Source organism: Streptomyces sp. NPDC001889, assembly GCF_053594535.1.
Genome location: NZ_JBSFER010000005.1, coordinates 165,500 through 183,850 on the forward strand (window position 1 = coordinate 165,500; position 18,351 = coordinate 183,850).

Here is an 18,351-nt window from a genome sequence, read left to right on the forward strand (position 1 = left end):
ACCACCGCCGTGAATCACCACACTCCCGACAGAACGGAACGTCCGCGCGGGAGTTGAGGAATATGGCTCAGAACAGCACCCTGGCGAGCGCCTGCCGGGCCGCCGTCACCCGGGGATCGTCGGGGCCGATCACCTCGAAGAGTTCGAGCAGCCGCACCCGCGCCGCGTCCCGGTCGTCGCCCGCCGTGCGGCGTACCGTCTCGACCAGCCGGCCGAAGGCGTCCTCCACATGGCCGCCGACCAGGTCCAGATCGGCGGCGGCGAGCTGCGCGGCCACATCGGCCGGCTTCCCGGCGGCCTCCTCGCGGACCTTCTGCTGATCCATGTCGCGCACCCGGCCGAGGAGTTGGGCCTGCGCCAGACCGAGCTTGGCCTCGGTGTTGCCGGGGTCGTCGGAGAGCACATTCCGGTACGCCTGGACCGCGCCGCCGAAGTCTCCGGCGTCCAGGGCCGCCACGGCGGCCTCCAGGAGCGCGTCGTAGGGACCGGCCGGGACGGGGGCCTCGTCGGCGGCACCGGACTCGGCGCCGGCCGCCTCCGGGTCCACCGCGATCCCGGTCAGGCCGAAGCGCTCCTCGGCCACCTGGATCAACTGGTCGAGCGTCTGGCGGATCTGCTGCTCGGGTGCCGCGCCCTGGAAGAGGGGCAGCGCCTGGCCGGCGACCACCGCGAAGACGGCGGGAATTCCCTGGATGCCGAACTGCTGCATCAGCATCTGATTGGCGTCGACATCGACCTTGGCCAGCACGAAACGGCCGTTGTACTCCTGTGCCAGCCGCTCCAGCAGCGGGCTGAGCTGCTTGCACGGACCGCACCACTCGGCCCAGAAGTCGAGGACGACCGGGACCTCGGCGGACCGCTGGAGCACCTCGCGCTCGAAGCCCGCCTCATCGACGTCGATCACCAGACTGGCGGGCGACACGGCGGGGGCACCACCCGTGCGGGCGGACTCGGCGCGGGCCGCTTCCGCCTTCGCCTTGGCCTCTCCGGCCGCCTTCACTGCGGCGAGGTCGACGACGCCGCTCATGGACATGTTCCTAGGCTGCATGAGTACATCCTCCCCCTTCCGCGCGCGCATGGGAAAAGTGCGGCCACCGGGCCGGACAGTCGTGCTCCGGCGGCGCGGGGTCCCCACCCCGCGCCCAGTGGTTGTCGCGGAGCCGGTGAGGGCTTTCGCTACGCCTCGTAGCGTAACTCCCCCGCCCCCGCGACCTGTGAGATCCCCCCGGTGAACTGGCTCACACCGGGGGGCGTACCCACCGGTATGGTCGCCGTCATGCACAGCCAGCCCGCTCGTGAACCGACGCGCACCGGACTCCCGGGGCGGCCCCGCAGCGCCGGGGCCGACGGCGCCATCCTCGACGCGACCCGGGCCGCACTGGTCGAACTGGGCTGGTCGAAGCTGACCATGGGCGATGTGGCCACCCGGGCCGGGGTCGCCAAGACCACCCTCTACCGCCGCTGGCCGGGGAAGAGCGAGTTGGTGGTGGACGCCGTCGCGGTGCTCTTCGACGAACTCGCCCTGCCCGACCTCGGCAGCCTCACCGCCGAGGTCGAGGCCATGGTGCTCCAGTTCGCCGCGCTGCTCCAGCGCCCCGAGGCGCGCACGGCGCTGATGGCGGTGGTCGCCGAGGCCACCCGGGACGAGGCGCTGCGCCGGCGCATCCGCTCGGCGATCGTGGACCGGCAGAAGCGGCTGGTCCTCCAGGGCCGGGAACGGGCGCAGGCGCGCGGCGAGCTGCCGTACGAGGACGATCCGGCGGCGGCCGAGCGCAACGCGGATCTGGTCTTCGATGTGATCGCGGGCGCCGTCGTCCACCGGACGCTGGTGAGCGCGGAGCCGGTGGACGCTGCCTGGGCCCGGGCCTTCACCCTGCTGCTGCTGTCGGGGCTCACGTCCCCGCGGTGGTGAGCCGGGCCCCCGGCCGCGGGCCTCAGAAGCCGGGCGGCTCGGTGTAGGTGCCCCACTCCACCCGCAGCGCGTCGCAGATCTCGCCGAGGGTCGCCTCCGCGCGGACCGCCGCCAGCATCGGCTCGATCATGTTCGTCCCGTCCCTGGCCGCCGCGAGCATCGCCTCCAGCGCCGAGCGGACGGCCGAGTCGTCGCGGTGCTGCCGGCGCTCCGCCAGCGACCGGACCTGCTCGCGCTCGACCTCGTGGCTGACCCGCAGGATCTCCAGGTCGCCGGTGACCGAGCCGTGGTGGACATTGACGCCCACCACCCGCTTCTCGCCCTTCTCCAGCGAGCGCTGGTAGCGGAAGGCCGATTCGGCGATCTCGCCGGTGAACCAGCCGTCCTCGATGCCGCGCAGGATGCCTGAGGTCATCGGCCCGATGGGGTGCCGGCCGTCGGGGTGGGCCCGCTCCCCGCGCTCCCTGATCCGGTCGAAGATCCGCTCGGCGTCCGCCTCGATCCGGTCGGTGAGCTGCTCGACGTACCAGGAGCCGCCGAGCGGGTCGGCGACATGGGCGACGCCGGTCTCCTCCATCAGCACCTGCTGGGTGCGCAGGGCGATCTCGGCGGCCTGCTCGCTGGGGAGGGCGAGGGTCTCGTCCAGGGCGTTGGTGTGGAGCGAGTTGGTGCCGCCGAGGACGGCGGAGAGGGCCTCGACGGCGGTGCGCACCACGTTGTTGTAGGGCTGCTGCGCGGTGAGCGAGACCCCGGCGGTCTGGGTGTGGAAGCGGAGCCACTGCGCCTTGTCGGTCTTCGCGCCGTAGACATCGCGCATCCACCGGGCCCAGATGCGGCGGGCCGCGCGGAATTTGGCGATCTCCTCGAAGAAGTCGAGATGGGCGTCGAAGAAGAAGGAGAGACCGGGGGCGAAGGTGTCCACCGGCAGGCCCCGGCTGAGCCCCAGCTCCACATAGCCGAAGCCGTCGGCGAGGGTGTACGCCAGCTCCTGCGCGGCCGTCGCCCCCGCCTCGCGGATGTGGTAGCCGGAGACCGAGAGCGGTTTGTACGCGGGGATGGCGCGGGTGCAGTGCTCCATCAGGTCGCCGATGAGGCGCAGATGGGGCTCGGGCTGGAAGAGCCACTCCTTCTGGGCGATGTACTCCTTGAAGATGTCCGTCTGGAGGGTGCCGTTGAGCACGGCGGGGTCGACGCCCTGGCGCTCGGCGGCGACCAGGTACATGCAGAAGACGGGGACGGCCGGGCCGCTGATCGTCATGGAGGTGGTGACCTCGCCGAGCGGGATGCCCTGGAAGAGGATCTCCATGTCGGCGGCGGAGTCGATGGCGACCCCGCAGTGGCCGACCTCGCCGAGCGAGCGGGCGTCGTCGGAGTCGCGGCCCATGAGGGTCGGCATGTCGAAGGCGACGGAGAGCCCGCCGCCGCCGGCCGCGAGGATCATCTTGTACCGCTCGTTGGTCTGCTCGGCGTTGCCGAAGCCGGCGAACTGGCGGATGGTCCAGGTGCGGCCCCGGTAGCCGGTCGGGTGGAGTCCCCGGGTGAAGGGGTACTCACCGGGCCAGCCGATGCGCTCGAATCCCTCGTAGGTGTCGCCCGGCCGGGGGCCGTAGACGGGCTCCACCGGGTCGCCGGAGAGCGTCGAGAAATCGGCGTCCCGCTTCCGTGCCGTGTCGTAGCGGGCCTGCCAGCGCCGGCGGCCTTCCTCCATCGCTTCAGCGTCCATGGAAACAAATTTACTAGGACGTCCTAGTAAATGTCGATGGAAACGCGCCGTGGGAGTGGCGGGAGGGGCGGACGATCACCACAGGGATCGCTCCGCCGCAGGCCGTGCGCCTGCGGCGGCGGGAGCCCGCGCGGGCCGGACCACCGGGTCCGCCGGGGGGGCCGGGGTGCCCGGGGCCGGGTTGTCGGGAGTCCGGGATGCCGCGGGTCCGGGGTGCCGGGGCCCGGGGTCCGGGGTCCGCTCGGGACCCCTACGCCCCGGCCTTCACGGCGCTGCCGTCCGCGATCAGCGCGCGCGCCTCACGGGTGATCTTCGGCTCGACGAAGAACGAGGCCACGGGGATGCAGCCGGCGGCCAGCACCCAGAGCAGCTTGCCGAAGGGCCACTTCGCCTTGGAGCCCAGATCGAAGGCGAAGATGACATAGACGATGAAGAGAACACCGTGGATCTGCGAGATCATCATGGTGTCGCCGGTCTCGAAGCCGTACTTCAGCACGATGGCGACGGTGAAGACGAGCAGCCAGACGGCGGTGATGTACGCCATCACCCGGTAGCGGGTCAGCACGGTTTGTTTCATGGCCCCGAGCGTAACGGGACGTACCGGCCGTCCCGCGCCCGGGGCGGCACCGGCCGGGGGCGCGCTAGCGCTCCTCGAAGTCCTGCGCCGAGACCCGCAGCGGGCGGAGCATCGCGAAGATCTCCGCGCACTCCTCGGCGTCGTAGGCGCCGAGTCCGAACTCCATCTCCATCAGGTCCCGGGTGGCCGCCTCCACGACCTCCCGCCCCTTGTCGGTGATGGCGGCGAGGGTGCCCCGGCCGTCGTTGGGGTTGGGCCGCTTGCCGACGAGACCGGATCTGACCAGCCGGTCCACGGTGTTGGTCACCGATGTCGGATGGACCATCAGCCGCTCGCCGATCTTGGACATGGGCAGCTCACCGGCCTTGGAGAAGGTGAGCAGCACCAGCGCCTCGTACCGCGCGAAGGTCAGTCCGTACGGCTTGACCACGGCATCGACCCCGGCCAGGAGGATCTGGTGCGCGCGCATGATCGAGGTGATGGCGGCCATGGAGGGGACGGGGCCCCAGCGCTGCCGCCACAGTTCGTCGGCGCGGGCGATGGGGTCGAAGGCGAGGCTGAGCGGCTTGGACACGCGTCGACCCTACCCAGCGACCACGTGCCGGTACGCCTTGTCTCGCCCTTCGGTCCTCCCCGCCCCACGGGCACGGCGGCGGACATGCGTACGGGCGTGAGCGCGGGCCGCCCCGCTCACGCCCGTACCGGGAAGTGCGCCGGTTACGCGGTGGCGTTGCCGACCTGGCGGGCGCGCGAGGCGATCACCTCGTCGTCGGCGGCGCGCTTGAGCTTGCGCTCGGCCACGAAGCCGCCGAAGGGGATGACGGAGAGGATGAAGTACAGCGCCGCCGTCTTCAGGTCCCACTTGGTGCGGTTCCAGGCGTCCAGCCAGAACAGCACGTAGATGACGAAGAGAATGCCGTGGATCATGCCGAGCGCCGGAACCGCGTTGAACTCCGTCGTGCGCTTCAGCACCGAGGCGATCATCAGCAGGATGAAGGAGATGGCCTCCGGGGCGGAGACCAGACGGAGGCGGTGGAGGGACGAGGCGGTCTTGATGTCCACGGAGGCACCTTCGGAGGGGACGACGGGAGACGATCTTGTGAATGCGCTCACAAGCGCCTCGCCATTGTCTCAGCCGCCTTTGCCAGGGCTTTGTGCGGGGTCGGCATCGACCGGTTACCTTCGCTGGGTGGCAACGTTCCGGCTCCAGGGGAGCAAGGTGCTCGCGGTCGGCATGACCGGCGACGCCGTCAAAGCGAAGAACGGGTCGATGGTCGCCTACGACGGCCGGATGGCCTTCAAGAAGCTGTCCGGCGGCGGTGAGGGCATCCGCGGCATGGTCACCCGCCGGATCACCGGCGAGCAGATGACGCTGATGGAGGTGAAGGGGGAGGGCACCTGCTGGTTCGCCGACCGCGCCTCGGAGATCAACCTGGTGCGGCTGGACGGCGACAGACTCCATGTCGAGTCCAGCAACCTCCTCTGCGCGGACGCCGCGCTGCGCACCGGCACCAGCTTCACCGGGCTGCGCGGCGGGGCGAGCGGGAACGGCCTCTTCACCACCACCGTCGAGGGCAGCGGCCAGGTCGCGATCATGTCCGACGGCCCGGCGGTGGCGCTCCGGGTGACCGAGCGGTACCCGCTCTCGGTGGACCCCGGCGCGTACATCGCCCACCAGGGCGGTCTGCGGCAGAGCTTCCAGTCCGGTGTGACCTTCCGCACGCTGATGGGCGAGGGCGGCGGCGAGGCGTTCCAGATCCGGTTCGAGGGCGAGGGGCTCGTCTACGTCCAGCCGAGCGAGCGCAACACGGTCGGAGGGGAGGTCTGATGCCGTTCCGCGAGATCAACTCCCGGATGGTGGAGGCGACGATCACCCCCGGGCAGCGGCTGTACAGCCAGCGCGGCGCGATGCTGGCGTACCGGGGCGAGGTCTCCTTCACCCCGAACACCCAGGGCGGCCAGGGCGGTCTGGCGTCGATGATCGGCCGCCGGGTGGCGAACGAGGCGACACCCCTGATGACCGTGGAGGGGGCCGGCACCGTTCTCTTCGGCCACGGCGGCCACCACATCCAGCTCATCGGCCTCACCGGTGACACCCTCTGCGTGGAGGCGGACCGGCTGCTCGCCTTCGACGGCTCGCTGGAGCAGGGGACGCTGTTCCTGGGCTCGCAGGGCGGGGTCATGGGCATGGTGCGCGGACAGGTGAGCGGCCAGGGGCTCTTCACCACCACGCTGCGCGGCCACGGCACGGTCGCGGTGATGGCGCACGGCGGGGTGATCGAGCTGCCGATCCGGCCGGAGCGCCCGGTCCATGTCGATCCCCAGGCGTATGTGGCCCACCACGGCGAGGTGCGGAACAGGCTCTCCACGGCGCTGGGCTGGCGCGACATGGTGGGGCGCGGCTCGGGCGAGGCGTTCCAGCTGGAGCTGAGCGGCAGCGGTGCGGTGTTCGTCCAGGCGTCGGAGGAGAAGCTGTGAGCACACCGGTGATCTGGGACCCGATGACCCTGCCGAGTGACGACAACGTCAACCCGTACACCTTCTGTGTGGAGTTGAAGGGCGGGCAGTGGTTCCTCCAGAAGGGGAAGATGATCGCCTATTACGGGCGGATCGACTTCAACGGCATCGGCCACGGCCGGCTCGACCGGCTGCTGCGGACCTCGTTCCACTCGCCGCTGCACGCCGGGGACTGGGTGGTGGCGGAGGGCAGCGGGAAGATGCTGCTCGCGGACCGCGCGTTCGATGTGAACTCCTTCGACCTGGACGAGGGGAATCTGACGATCCGGGCCGGGAATCTGCTGGCGTACCAGCCCTCGCTGGCGCTGAAGCAGTCGATCGTGCCGGGCTTTCTCACCCTGATCGGGACGGGGAGGTTCGTGGCCGCCTCGAACGGCCCGGTGGTGTTCATGGAGCCGCCGATCCGGGTGGACCCGCAGGCGCTGGTGGGCTGGGCGGACTGCCCCTCCCCCTGTCATCACTACGACCACGGCTATATGACCGGGGTGATGGGCGGGGTGCGGGCGCTGACGGGGCTCGGCGGGGCCTCCGGGGAGGAGCACCAGTTCGAGTTCGCGGGCGCGGGGACGGTGCTGCTCCAGTCGACGGAGGCGCTGCTGCCGGAGACCGCGACGGGCGCGCCGCCCGGGCAGCCGGGGGTGCCCGGGGGAGCCGGGGGCGGGGCGGGTCATCCCGGGGCGGCGCCCCGGCTCCCGGGCCAGCTGGGTGATCTCCAGCGCCGCTTCGGCCTGTGAGCGGTAATCTGCGGAGTGTGACGTCGAACGCCTGCGCCCCCAGTACGCTGCGGGCACCGTACTGAGCCCCTGTGCAGGCGGCCGGGCGGTCCCGCCATCGCGGGCGTCCGGCGCGGCACCCTCGGAGATCCCCGAGCCTCCGAAGTTCTCCTCCCCAATTTTGTCCGCATTTCAACTTCTTAGGTAGAATCCATATATGGAGACCGAGACGGCCACTCGCTGGCTGAGCGAAGACGAGCAGTGCACCTGGCGCGCCCACCTGGACGTCAGCAGGCTGCTGATGCACCAGCTCGAAAAGGACCTCCAGCCATTCGGCCTCACCAACAACGACTACGAGATCCTGGTGAATCTCTCCGAGTCGGCCGAGCACCGGATGCGGATGAGCGACCTCGCCGCCGCCACCCTCCAGTCCAAGAGCCGGCTCTCCCACCAGATCACCCGGATGGAGAGCGCCGGTCTGGTCCGCCGGGAGAACTGCGAATCGGACCGGCGCGGCCTCTACGCGGTCCTCACCGACGACGGCATGACGACCATGCGGAAGGTGGCACCGCACCATGTGGCATCCGTACGGAAACACTTCATCGACCTGATGACGCCGGAGGCGCTGGCCGATCTGCGCCAGTCGCTCGCCCCGGTCGCCGACCACCTCCGCGGCAAGCGCGGCAAGAGCTAGGGTCTTCCGTCCGGAGCGGGCGGGCCGGGCCGGCGGGCCGGGCGAGATCCGGACGGGAGGTCGTGGGAACCTTCCTCCGGCCCGGGCCCGGCGGGGGCGGCGGCGGGCAGGCGGAGCTCGAAGAGCGCGCCGCCGGCCGCCGCCCCGCCCACGGTGAGGCTGCCGCCGTGCCGCTCGGCCACATCGCGGGCGATCGCGAGGCCGAGCCCGGCGCCGCCGTCGTCCCGGGTGCGGGCGTCGTCGAGCCGGACGAACCGCTCGAAGATCCGCTCCCGCTCCGCCTCCGGCACCCCCGCGCCGTCGTCGGCGACCGCGAGCACCACCTGCCGGCCGTCCCCGCGGACCGTCGCGGAGACGGCGGTGGCCGCGTGCCGCTGGGCGTTGTCCAGCAGATTGCCGAGCACCCGGGCGAGCTGGGAGCGCGAACCGCTCACCTCCAGGCCCGGAACCGCCTCCACCGTCACCGGAATCCGGTCGCTCATCCGCTGTGACGCCTCCTCGGACACCAGCGCCCCCAGATCCAGCCGGGCCAGACCCGGCTTCTCCCCGGCGTCCAGCCGCGCCAGCAGCAGCAGATCGGCGGCGAGCTGCTGGAGCCGTACGGTGTCCTCCACCGCGCCCGGCACATCCAGCAGCTCGGGGTGGGCCGCGCCCACCTCCAGCTGGGTGCGGAGCGAGGCGATGGGGCTGCGCAGCTCGTGCGAGGCGTCCGCGACAAAGCGCCGCTGGCGCTCCTCGGAGGACTCCAGGGCGGCGAGCGTCTCATTGGTCGTACGGGCGAGCCTGGCCACCTCGTCCCGGGAGCCGGGCACCGGGACGCGCCGGGAGAGATCGGCGGAGGCCGTGATGGCCGCCATCTCGGCGCGGATGCCCTCGACGGGCCGCAGCGCGCGCCGGGTCACCAGCCAGGTCACCGATCCGACGACCAGGAGCAGCACCGGGAGGCCGACCAGCATGGCGTCGCGCACGGTCTCCACCGCGCCCTGCTCGGTGGCGAGGGGCGCACCCGCGTAGACGGTGGCGGTGGTCCCGTCGTCGCCCCGGGTCGCCTCGACGGCGGCGAAGCGGTACGAGGCGGTGTCGCCGCGCACCGTGGCGCTGCCGCTGGTGAAGGCGGCCGGGCCCGCCTCGATCTGGCCGGGATCGGGCTCGTCGTCGTTCCGGTCGTCCTCGCCCCGGTCGTCGTCCCGGTCCCCGTCGCCGGAGTCGTCGCCCCGGTCGCAGGACTGTGCGCGCGGCTGGTCGCTGCCGGTGCCGGAGATCTTCTCCAGGCCCCGGCTCGCGGCGAGCACACAGCCGTTCCCGGCCACGATCTGGAGGGGCCGCTCCTCCCCGTCGGAGAGGTCGGGCTCGCGGTCGAGAGCGAACCGGGAGGCCGTCTCGCGGGCGGTGACCTCGGCCTGGAGGTCGGCGGCGCCGATGAGGTTGGACCGGAGCAGCAGCAGGACGGAGAGGCCGGCGGCGATCAGCGCGACGGCGACCACCACGGTGGCGCCGAGCGCGGCCCGGGCGCGTACGGATCTCATCGCGCGGCCACCAGCCGGTAGCCGGCCCCGCGCACGGTCTGGATGCGCGGGGCGCCCAGCTTCCGGCGCAGGGCGCTGATGTAGACCTCGATGATGTTGGGGTCGCCGTCGTAGGCGAAGTCCCAGACGTGTTCGAGGATCTGGGCCTTGCTGACCACGTCCCCGGCGCGCACGGCGAGTTGTTCGAGCACCGCGAACTCCTTGGCGGTGAGGGCCACCTCGTCCTCGCCCCGGAAGACCCGGCGGGCGGAGGTCTCCACCCGCAGATCGCCGACGGTCAGCACGGGCGAGCCGCCGGAGCGGCCCCGGCGGCGCAGCAGGGCCTTGACCCTGGCGACCAGCACGACATACGAGAAGGGCTTGGTCAGATAGTCGTCGGCGCCGGTGTCGAGCCCCTCCGCCTCGTCGTACTCGCCGTCCTTGGCGGTGAGCATCAGGATGGGGACCTCGTCGCCGGCGGCGCGCAGGGCGGCGCAGACGCGGTAGCCGTTCATGCCCGGCAGCATGATGTCGAGGATGAGGAGGTCGTAGGAGCCCTCGGAGGCCCGGTGGAGCCCTTCGAGCCCGTCGTGGACCACGTCCACGGCGTAGCCCTCGGCCGTCAGCCCCCTGGCGAGGGAGATGGCGAGCCGCTTCTCGTCCTCCACGATCAACAAACGCATGTGCACAGGGTCGCAAACCGAAGCTGAAGATCGCTTCAGGTGGCTTCAGGTTGCGTTCAGCCTCGCCCGGCCAGATTGGTCCCCGTCGAAGCAACCCGATCCGGGAGGACCCCTCATGAAGCGCAAGATCGCCGTCGCCGTCGCCGTCGCCGCCCTGGTGGGCGGGGGTGCCTTCACCGCCGTGGCGGCGTCCGGGGACGGCTCGGCGCCCACCTCGAAGATCACCGCGGCCGAAGCGGTGAGCGCCGCGCTGGAGAAGAAGTCGGGCGTGGTGGAGTCGGTCGGCCGGGACGACGACGGCGACGGGCAGTGGGAGGTCGAGGTCGTGGACACCCGGGGCCGCGGCCACGAGGTGCGGGTCGACGCGGAGAGCGGCAAGGCCTCGGCGCCGGTCCAGGACGACGACCGCGACGACGACCGGAACGACAAGGACGACCGGGACGACAGCCGGGACGACCGCGACGACGCGGTGCGCGAGGCCGGCGTGGACGCCGAGCGGGCCAGTGCGGCGGCGCTCTCCTTCCGCCCGGGCACGGTGACCGAGGTCGAGTTCGACGACGGCCACTGGGAGATCGAGATCCGCGGCGAGAAGGGCGGCGAGCACGAGGTCCGGGTCGACGCGACCACGGCGAAGGCGACGCTGGCGCGGGACGACGACCGCAACGACGGCGCGGACGACCGGGACGACAGCCGCGACGACCGTGATGACCGGGATGACCGGGACGACCGGGACGACGACCGCGACGGCAAGGACGACCGGGACGACGACCGCGACGACCGCGACGACAAGGACGGCGACGACCGGGACGACCGCGATGACGCGGACGACCGGAACGACGACCGCGACGACAGCTGATCAGCGCACCCACCGCGCCCCGGCGGCCCGGCCCGGACACGATTCCCGGCCGGGCCGCCGGGGCGCGGTGCGTCAGCGCACGCTCAGGAGCCGGTCACCCCCGCCACCAGCTCGTCCGCCGCCCGGTACGGATCGAGCTCACCGGCGACGATCCGGGCCGCCAGGGCGTCGAGCCTGCGGTCGCCGTGGAGGTCGCCGATGCGCTCCCGCAGGGCGGTGACCGCGATGGTCTCCACCTCGCCCGCCGCACGGCGGGTGCGGCGGGCCGTGAGCGCGTCGTGCTCCTCCATCCAGGCCCGGTGCTTCTCCAGGGCCTCGACCACCTCGTCCATGCCCTCGCCCCGCGACGCCACCGTCTTCACGATCGGCGGGCGCCAGTCACCGGGCGCGCGGGCCTCGCCCAGGCCCAGCATGTGGTTCAGCTCCCGGGCCGTCGCGTCCGCGCCGTCCCGGTCGGCCTTGTTGACCACATAGACATCGCCGATCTCCAGGATGCCCGCCTTCGCGGCCTGGATGCCGTCGCCCATCCCGGGCGCGAGCAGCACCACCGAGGTGTCCGCCTGGGCGGCGATCTCCACCTCCGACTGCCCCACCCCGACCGTCTCCACGAGGATCACCTCGCAGCCGGCCGCGTCCAGCACGCGGATCGCCTGCGGGGCGGCCCAGGCGAGACCGCCCAGGTGCCCCCGGGTGGCCATCGAGCGGATGTAGACCCCCGGGTCGGACGCGTGCTCCGACATCCGCACCCGGTCGCCGAGCAGCGCCCCGCCGGAGAACGGCGAGGACGGGTCGACGGCCAGCACCCCGACCCGCCGGCCCGCCCCGCGGTACGCGGTCACCAGCGCCGAGGTGGAGGTGGACTTGCCGACGCCCGGCGAGCCGGTCAGGCCCACCACGTACGCCCCTCCGGTCAGCGGGGCCAGGGCCGCCATCACCTCGCGCAGCTGGGGGGACGCCCCCTCCACCAGCGAGATCAGCCGGGCCACCGCCCTCGGCCTGCCCTCTCTCGCCTGGGCGACCAGCTGGGGGACGTCCACCATCTCGCTGCTCCTTAACCCTTGGCCGGTACGCGCAGGATCAGGGCGTCGCCCTGGCCGCCCCCGCCGCACAGGGCGGCCGCGCCCACACCGCCGCCCCGGCGCCCCAGCTCCAGCGCCAAGTGGAGCACGAGCCGGGCGCCGGACATGCCGATCGGGTGCCCCAGCGCGATGGCACCCCCGTTGACGTTCACTCTTTCCGGGGACACCCCGAGGTCCTTCATGGACTGCGCGGAGACCGCCGCGAAGGCCTCGTTGATCTCGATCAGGTCGAGGTCGCCGACGCCGATGCCCTCCTTGCCCAGGGCGTGCAGGATCGCGTGGGACGGCTGGGAGTGGAGGGAGTTGTCCGGGCCCGCCACATTGCCGTGCGCGCCGATCTCCGCGATCCACTCCAGGCCCAGCTCCTCCGCCTTCGCCCGGCTCATCACCACGACCGCGGCGGCGCCGTCGGAGATCTGCGAGGAGCTGCCCGCGGTGATGGTGCCGTCCTTCGCGAAGGCGGGCCGGAGCCGGGCCAGCGACTCCGCGGTGGTGTCGGGGCGGATGCCCTCGTCCCGGTCGAGGACGACCGGCTCGCCCCGGCGCTGCGGGATCTCCACGGGGGTGATCTCCTGGGCGAAGAGGCCGTTCTTCTCCGCGGCGGCGGCCCGCTGGTGGGAGAGGGCGGCCAGTTCGTCCTGCTCCTGGCGGCCGAGGCCGAGCCGGGTGTTGTGCGCCTCCGTCGACTCGCCCATGGCGATGTTCTCGAAGGCGTCGGTGAGCCCGTCGTGGGCCATGGAGTCGAGCATCTCGACGGCGCCGTACTTGAAGCCCTGGCGGGACCCGGGGAGCAGATGCGGGGCGTTGGTCATGGACTCCTGGCCGCCGGCCACGATCACATCGAACTCACCCGCCCGGATCAGCTGGTCCGCCAGCGCGATGGCGTCGAGCCCGGAGAGGCAGACCTTGTTGACCGTGAGGGCGGGGACGCTCAGCGGGATGCCGGCGGCGACGGCGGCCTGGCGGGCCGGGATCTGCCCGGCGCCCGCCTGGAGCACCTGGCCCATGATCACGTACTGCACCTGGTCGGGGGCGACCCCGGCCCGGTCCAGCGCCGCCTTGATGGCGAAACCTCCCAGGTCGGAGCCGGAGAAGGATTTGAGCGATCCGAGGAGCCGTCCCATGGGCGTCCTGGCGCCCGCGACGATCACCGAGGTGGTACCGGTCGTTCCAGACATCAGACACGATCCCCTTCCGGCCCGGGGGCCGAGGAGTGAACGAGGGTTTACTTCAAATGTACTGAGCGGTTCGGCCACGGGTCACCGGCCCGTCGGTGTGATCGCGCGCACGTTGCGTAACCGGCCCGGCGGCGCTCCACTGGGCGGATGCTGACGCGAATCGACCACATCGGGATCGCCTGTCACGACCTCGACACAACTGTCGAGTTCTACCGGGCCACGTACGGCTTCGAGGTCTTCCACACGGAGGTCAACGAGGAGCAGGGCGTACGGGAGGCCATGCTGAGGATCAACGGCACCTCGGACGGCGGAGCCTCCTGGATTCAGCTGCTCGAACCGGTCCGGGAGGACTCCCCGGTGGGAAAGTGGCTGGCCAGGAACGGCGAGGGAGTCCATCACATCGCCTTCGGCACGGCGGACGTGGACGCGGACGCGGAGGCCGTGCGCGGCAAGGGCGTACGCGTCCTCTACGACGAGCCGAGGACCGGTTCGATGGGCTCCCGGATCACCTTTCTGCACCCCAAGGACTGCCATGGGGTGCTGACCGAACTCGTCACCTCTGCAACAGAGCACTGACCTGAGGATTCCCGGCCCGGTAGAGTGGGCGATTCCGGGCCGGGGCCGGGTCGGGGCCGTTGCGTGGCCTCTCACAGTGATCTGTCACCATTCCCCGGGGGGCCGTTCGCGGGCGAACGGTGCTTGTGTGGAGTCAGTTGCGACCAGGGGACGGATGGGACCGCGCAGTGCGGGGCTACGAACGCCAGGAGAGCCACCGAGCTGACGACGACCACCTCTCGCGGTTCGAAGCCGAGATGGACCGGCTGAAGACCGAGCGGGAGAAGGCCGTCCAGCACGCCGAGGACCTCGGCTACCAGGTCGAGGTGTTGCGCGCGAAGCTCCATGAGGCGCGCCGCAACCTCGCGTCCCGCCCCGCGTACGACAGCGCCGACCTCGGGTACCAGTCCGAGCAGCTGCTCCGTAACGCCCAGGTGCAGGCCGACCAGATGCGCCAGGACGCCGAGCGGGAGCTGCGGGAGGCGCGCGCCCAGACCCAGCGCATCCTCCAGGAGCACGCCGAGCACCAGGCCCGGCTCCAGGCGGAGCTGCACGCCGAGGCGAACCAGCGCCGCCAGCGGCTCGACCAGGAGCTGGCCGAGCGCCGCCACACCGTCGAGGCGCATGTCAACGAGAACGTCGCCTGGGCCGAGCAGCTCCGCGCCCGCACCGAGTCCCAGGCCCGCCGGCTGCTCGACGAGTCCCGCGCCGAGGCCGAGCAGTCGCTCGCGCAGGCCCGCACGGAGGCCAAGCGGGCCGCCGACGAGACCCGCCGGAGGATCGGCGCCGAGACCGAGGCGGCCCGCTCCGAAGCCGAAGCGATCCTGCTGCGCGCCCGCAAGGACGCCGAGCGGATGCTCAACGCCGCCTCCAGCCAGGCGCAGGAGGCCGCCACCCACGCCGAGCAGCTGCGCTCGTCGACCGCCGCCGAGTCCGACCAGGCCCGTGCGCAGGCGACGGAGCTGAGCCGGGCCGCCGAGCAGCGGATGCAGGAGGCCGAGGAGCGGCTGCGCGAGGCGCGGTCGGAGGCCGAGAAGGTGCTCACCGAGGCCCGGGACGCCGTCACCAGGCAGCTCACGGCCGCCGAGTCCGACACCGAGCAGCGCACCCGCACCGCCAAGGCGGAGATCGCCCGGCTGGTCGCCGAGGCCACCAGCGAGACCGAGGCGCTCAAGACCGAGGCCGAGCAGGTCCTGGAGGACGCCCGCGCCGAGGCCGAGAAGCAGCTCGCCACCGCCGCCGAGAAGGCCCGCACGGTCGCGGCCGAGGACTCCGCCGCCCAGCTCGCCAAGGCGGCCCGGGCCGCCGAGGAGATCCTCACCAAGGCCTCCGACGACGCCCGGGAGACCACCCGCAAGGCGGGCGAGGAGGCCGAGCGGATCAGGGGCGAGGCCGAGGCGGAGGCCGACCGGCTGCGCGGCGAGGCCGCCGAACAGGCCGACGAGCTGAAGGACACGGCCAAGGACGACACCGAGGAGTACCGCGCCAGGACCGTCGAACTCCAGGAGGAGGCGCGGCGGCTGCGCGGCGAGGCGGAGCAACTGCGCTCCGAGGCCGTCGCCGAGGGCGAGCGGATCAGGGGCGAGGCCCGCCGGGAGGCCGTCCAGCAGATCGAGGAGGCCGCGAGCACCGCCGAGGAGCTGCTCACCAAGGCCCGTACCGACGCCGATGAACTGCGCTCCTCCGCGAACGCCGACAGCGAGCGCAAGCGCACCGAGGCGATCGAGCGGGCGACCGCGCTGCGGCGGCAGGCCGAGGAGACCCTGGAGCGCACCCGCGCCGAGGCCGACCGGCTGCGCGAGGAGTCGCGGGAGCAGGCCGACGAGGTGCGCGAGGCCGCCGACCGGGCCGCCGCCGAGGCGCGCGAGGAGACCGAGCGGGCCGTGGCGGCCCGTCAGGAGGAGGCCGCGCGGGAGCTGTCCAGGCTCCAGGGCGAGGCCGAGTCCCGGCTGGAGGCGGCCGAGCGGAGCCTCGCCGAGGCCCGCGCCGAGGGCGAGCGGCTCCGCCGGGAGGCCGCCGAGGAGAACGAGCGGCTGCGCGGCGAGACCGCCGAGCGCGTCCGTGTGCTCCAGGCGCAGGCCGACGAGGAGGCCGACCGGCTCCGCACCGAGGCGGCGGCGGACGCCTCCACCGCCCGCGCGGAGGCCGAGAGCCTCGCCGTGACGCTGCGCAGCGACGCCGCGAACGAGGCCGAGCGGCTCAGGAGCGAGGCCCAGGAGACCGCCGGCCGGCTGCGCGCCGAGGCCGCCGCCGCCGCCGAGCGCATCGGCGCCGAGGCCGCGGAGGAACTGGCCGCCGCGCAGGAGGAGGCGCTGCGCCGCCGCCGGGAGGCCGAGGAGATTCTCACCTCGGCGCGCGCGGAGGCCGACCAGGAGCGGGAGCGGGCCCGCGAGCAGAGCGAGGAGCTGCTCGGGTCCGCGCGCCGGCGGGTCGAGGAGGCCCAGACCGAGGCGCACCGGCTGGTCGAGGAGGCCGACGGCCGGGCCACCGAGCTGGTGACGGCCGCCGAGCAGACCGCCCGTCAGGTGCGGGAGTCGGTCGCCGGGCTGCACGAGCAGGCCGAGCAGGAGATCACCGGGCTGCGGTCGGCGGCCGAGCACGCGGCCGAGCGCACCCGCGCCGAGGCGCAGGACGAGGCGGACCGGGTCCGCTCCGACGCCCACGCCGAGCGCGAGCGGGCCGCCGAGGACGCGGCCAGTGTGCGGGCCCGTGCCCAGGAGGAGGCCGAGGCGGCGAACGCGCTCGCCGAACGGACCGTCGGCGACGCCATCGCGGAGACGGACCGGCTGCGCGCGGACACCTCCGAGTACGCCCAGCGGATGCGGACGGAGGCGTCCGACGCGGTCGCCTCCGCCGAGCAGGACGCGTCCCGCACCCGGGCCGACGCCCGGGACGACGCCAACCGCATCCGCTCCGAGGCCGCGGCCCAGGCGGACCGGCTCGTCGGTGAGGCCACCACCGAGGGCGAGCGGATGCGCGCCGAGGCCCAGCAGGTCCTCGACGAGGCGCGCCAGGCCGCAGACAAGCGGCGCTCGGACGCCGCCGAGCAGGCCGACCAGCTCATCGCCGAGGCGAGCGGCGAGGCCGAGCGGCTCGTGGGCACGGCCACCGCCGAGGCCGAGCGGCTGGTGACCACCGCGACCGCCGAGGCCGAGCGGCGGGTGACCACCGCCACCACGGAGGCCGAGCGGCTCGTGGGCGAGGCGACGGCGGAGTCCGAGCGGATCAGGACCGAGAGCGCGCGCACCCTCGACGAGGCGCGGCAGGCCGCCGGGAAGCAGCGTTCGGACGCGGCGGAGCAGGCGGACCAGCTCATCGGCAAGGCCCGCACGGAGGCCGAGCGGATCGGCACCGAGGCCCGCGCCGGGGCCGAGCGGCTCGTGGCCGACGCGACCGCGGAGGCGGAGCGGCTGCGCGCGGACGCCACCGAGGCGGTGGGCGCGGCCCAGCAGGCCGCCGAGCGCATCAGGGCCGAGGGCCGCAGGGCCGGGGCGGACGCCGAGGCGGCGGCCGAGCGGCTGGGCGCCGACGCGCGCGCGGCGGCCGACCGGACCGTGGACGAGGCCCGGGAAGCGGCGGCCAAGCTCCGCAAGGACGCCGCCGAGCAGGCGGACCAGCTCGTCAACAAGGCCCAGGAGGAGGCGCTGCGCGCCGCCCTGGAGGCGGAGGAGCAGGCCGACACCATGGTGGGCGCGGCCCGCCAGGAGGCCGAGCGGCTGGTGGCCGAGGCGACCGTCGAGGGCAACACCCTGGTGGAGAAGGCCCGTACGGACGCCGATGAGCTGCTCATCGGCGCCCGCCGGGACGCCACGGCCATAAGGGAGCGCGGCGAGGAGCTGCGTACCCGGGTCGAGAGCGAGGTCGAGGAGCTGCACGAGCGGGCCCGCCGGGAGACCTCCGAGCAGATGCGGACCACGGGCGAGCGCGTCGACCATCTGATGAAGGCGGCGACCGAGCAGCGCGAGGAGGCCGAGCAGAAGGCCAAGGAGCTGCTGGCGGACGCCAACTCGGAGGCGAGCCGGGTGCGGATCTCGGCGGTCAAGCGGGCCGAGGGCCTGCTGAAGGAGGCCGAGCAGAAGAAGGCCGGGCTGACCCGCGAGGGTGAGACCATCAAGGCCGAGGCCGAGGCCGAGGCCAGGCAACTGGTCGAGGACGGAAAGCGCGAACTCGACGTACTGATGCGGCGCCGCGAGGACATTCAGGCCGAGATTTCCCGCGTACAGGATGTATTGGAGGCGCTTGGATTTGAAGCGCCGCCTGTCGGCGGCAAGCCGTCCGGCGGTTCCGGAAGCGGCGTCAAAGCCGGTGCCACAGCCGGGGTTACACGTTCCAGCGGCAAGTCCTCCGGCGGCTAGCCAC

General features: G+C 72.9%; 17 protein-coding genes. 8 read left to right on the forward strand and 9 right to left on the reverse strand.

Annotated elements, in window-relative coordinates; genetic code table 11:
- Window positions 1-67: 67 nt before the first annotated feature.
- A complete protein-coding gene (locus ACWCRA_RS07355) occupies window positions 68-1,048 on the reverse strand; it encodes a tetratricopeptide repeat protein (RefSeq protein WP_351550132.1) in 981 nt (326 codons plus the stop codon).
- 216 nt (window positions 1,049-1,264) lie between these two features.
- Here ACWCRA_RS07355 and ACWCRA_RS07360 point away from each other — a divergent pair, with 216 nt between their 5' ends.
- Window positions 1,265-1,912, forward strand: a complete 648-nt coding sequence (locus ACWCRA_RS07360) for a TetR/AcrR family transcriptional regulator (protein ID WP_451067044.1) — start codon at window positions 1,265-1,267, stop codon at window positions 1,910-1,912.
- A gap of 22 nt (window positions 1,913-1,934) precedes the next feature.
- On the opposite strand, the gene ACWCRA_RS07365 is transcribed toward ACWCRA_RS07360, so the two are convergent.
- From ACWCRA_RS07365 to ACWCRA_RS07380, 4 genes are all read right to left on the reverse strand, one after another.
- Window positions 1,935-3,635 carry an acyl-CoA mutase large subunit family protein gene (locus tag ACWCRA_RS07365; RefSeq protein ID WP_351550138.1) on the reverse strand — a complete coding sequence of 567 codons (1,701 nt, stop codon included), beginning with the start codon at window positions 3,633-3,635 and terminating at the stop codon, window positions 1,935-1,937.
- A gap of 250 nt (window positions 3,636-3,885) precedes the next feature.
- Window positions 3,886-4,212: a DUF3817 domain-containing protein gene (locus ACWCRA_RS07370; protein ID WP_351550141.1), complete on the reverse strand. Its 327-nt coding sequence runs from the start codon at window positions 4,210-4,212 to the stop codon at window positions 3,886-3,888.
- Between the two features lie 64 nt (window positions 4,213-4,276).
- Window positions 4,277-4,786 carry a MarR family winged helix-turn-helix transcriptional regulator gene (locus ACWCRA_RS07375; RefSeq protein ID WP_351550144.1) on the reverse strand — a complete coding sequence of 170 codons (510 nt, stop codon included), beginning with the start codon at window positions 4,784-4,786 and terminating at the stop codon, window positions 4,277-4,279.
- Window positions 4,787-4,929: 143 nt separating this feature from the next.
- Window positions 4,930-5,274, reverse strand: coding sequence for a DUF3817 domain-containing protein (locus ACWCRA_RS07380; RefSeq protein ID WP_351550147.1), 345 nt, complete (start codon window positions 5,272-5,274; stop codon window positions 4,930-4,932).
- A gap of 127 nt (window positions 5,275-5,401) precedes the next feature.
- Between ACWCRA_RS07380 and ACWCRA_RS07385 the strand changes: the two genes are divergently transcribed.
- The 4 genes from ACWCRA_RS07385 (at window position 5,402) to ACWCRA_RS07400 (ending at window position 8,136) form a co-directional block, all read left to right on the forward strand.
- Window positions 5,402-6,040 (forward strand): AIM24 family protein, encoded by a 639-nt coding sequence (locus tag ACWCRA_RS07385; RefSeq protein ID WP_351550150.1) that lies wholly within the window; start codon window positions 5,402-5,404, stop codon window positions 6,038-6,040.
- The gene (locus ACWCRA_RS07390; protein WP_351550153.1) at window positions 6,040-6,690 is read left to right on the forward strand and encodes an AIM24 family protein; all 651 of its coding nucleotides are present in this window, start codon (window positions 6,040-6,042) and stop codon (window positions 6,688-6,690) included. Before ACWCRA_RS07385 ends, ACWCRA_RS07390 begins: the two co-directional genes overlap by 1 nt.
- Window positions 6,687-7,463: an AIM24 family protein gene (locus ACWCRA_RS07395; protein ID WP_351550156.1), complete on the forward strand. Its 777-nt coding sequence runs from the start codon at window positions 6,687-6,689 to the stop codon at window positions 7,461-7,463. The genes ACWCRA_RS07390 and ACWCRA_RS07395 overlap by 4 nt, the downstream gene beginning before the upstream one ends.
- Window positions 7,464-7,659: 196 nt before the next feature.
- Window positions 7,660-8,136 carry a MarR family winged helix-turn-helix transcriptional regulator gene (locus ACWCRA_RS07400; protein ID WP_351550159.1) on the forward strand — a complete coding sequence of 159 codons (477 nt, stop codon included), beginning with the start codon at window positions 7,660-7,662 and terminating at the stop codon, window positions 8,134-8,136.
- Here the strand turns inward: ACWCRA_RS07400 and ACWCRA_RS07405 are convergent.
- Both ACWCRA_RS07405 and ACWCRA_RS07410 read right to left on the reverse strand, forming a co-directional pair.
- Window positions 8,133-9,662 (reverse strand): ATP-binding protein, encoded by a 1,530-nt coding sequence (locus ACWCRA_RS07405; RefSeq protein WP_451067009.1) that lies wholly within the window; start codon window positions 9,660-9,662, stop codon window positions 8,133-8,135. The genes ACWCRA_RS07400 and ACWCRA_RS07405 overlap by 4 nt on opposite strands.
- A complete protein-coding gene (locus tag ACWCRA_RS07410; protein WP_351550164.1) occupies window positions 9,659-10,324 on the reverse strand; it encodes a response regulator transcription factor in 666 nt (221 codons plus the stop codon). Before ACWCRA_RS07410 ends, ACWCRA_RS07405 begins: the two co-directional genes overlap by 4 nt.
- A gap of 115 nt (window positions 10,325-10,439) precedes the next feature.
- Here ACWCRA_RS07410 and ACWCRA_RS07415 point away from each other — a divergent pair, with 115 nt between their 5' ends.
- Entirely contained in the window at window positions 10,440-11,180 is a 741-nt protein-coding gene (locus ACWCRA_RS07415; RefSeq protein WP_451067010.1) for a PepSY domain-containing protein, read from the forward strand.
- Window positions 11,181-11,263: 83 nt separating this feature from the next.
- Here the strand turns inward: ACWCRA_RS07415 and meaB are convergent, their stop codons facing one another.
- Window positions 11,264-12,220, reverse strand: a complete 957-nt coding sequence (meaB, locus tag ACWCRA_RS07420) for a methylmalonyl Co-A mutase-associated GTPase MeaB (protein WP_351550170.1) — start codon at window positions 12,218-12,220, stop codon at window positions 11,264-11,266.
- 11 nt (window positions 12,221-12,231) lie between these two features.
- Window positions 12,232-13,437 (reverse strand): acetyl-CoA C-acetyltransferase, encoded by a 1,206-nt coding sequence (locus ACWCRA_RS07425; RefSeq protein ID WP_351550173.1) that lies wholly within the window; start codon window positions 13,435-13,437, stop codon window positions 12,232-12,234.
- Window positions 13,438-13,584: 147 nt separating this feature from the next.
- On the opposite strand from ACWCRA_RS07425, the gene mce reads away from it, so the two are divergent.
- On the forward strand, window positions 13,585-14,013 hold the full coding sequence (mce, locus tag ACWCRA_RS07430; RefSeq protein ID WP_351550175.1) for a methylmalonyl-CoA epimerase: 429 nt from the start codon (window positions 13,585-13,587) through the stop codon (window positions 14,011-14,013).
- Between the two features lie 167 nt (window positions 14,014-14,180).
- The gene (scy, locus tag ACWCRA_RS07435; RefSeq protein ID WP_351550177.1) at window positions 14,181-18,347 is read left to right on the forward strand and encodes a polarized growth protein Scy; all 4,167 of its coding nucleotides are present in this window, start codon (window positions 14,181-14,183) and stop codon (window positions 18,345-18,347) included.
- Window positions 18,348-18,351 lie beyond the last annotated feature (4 nt).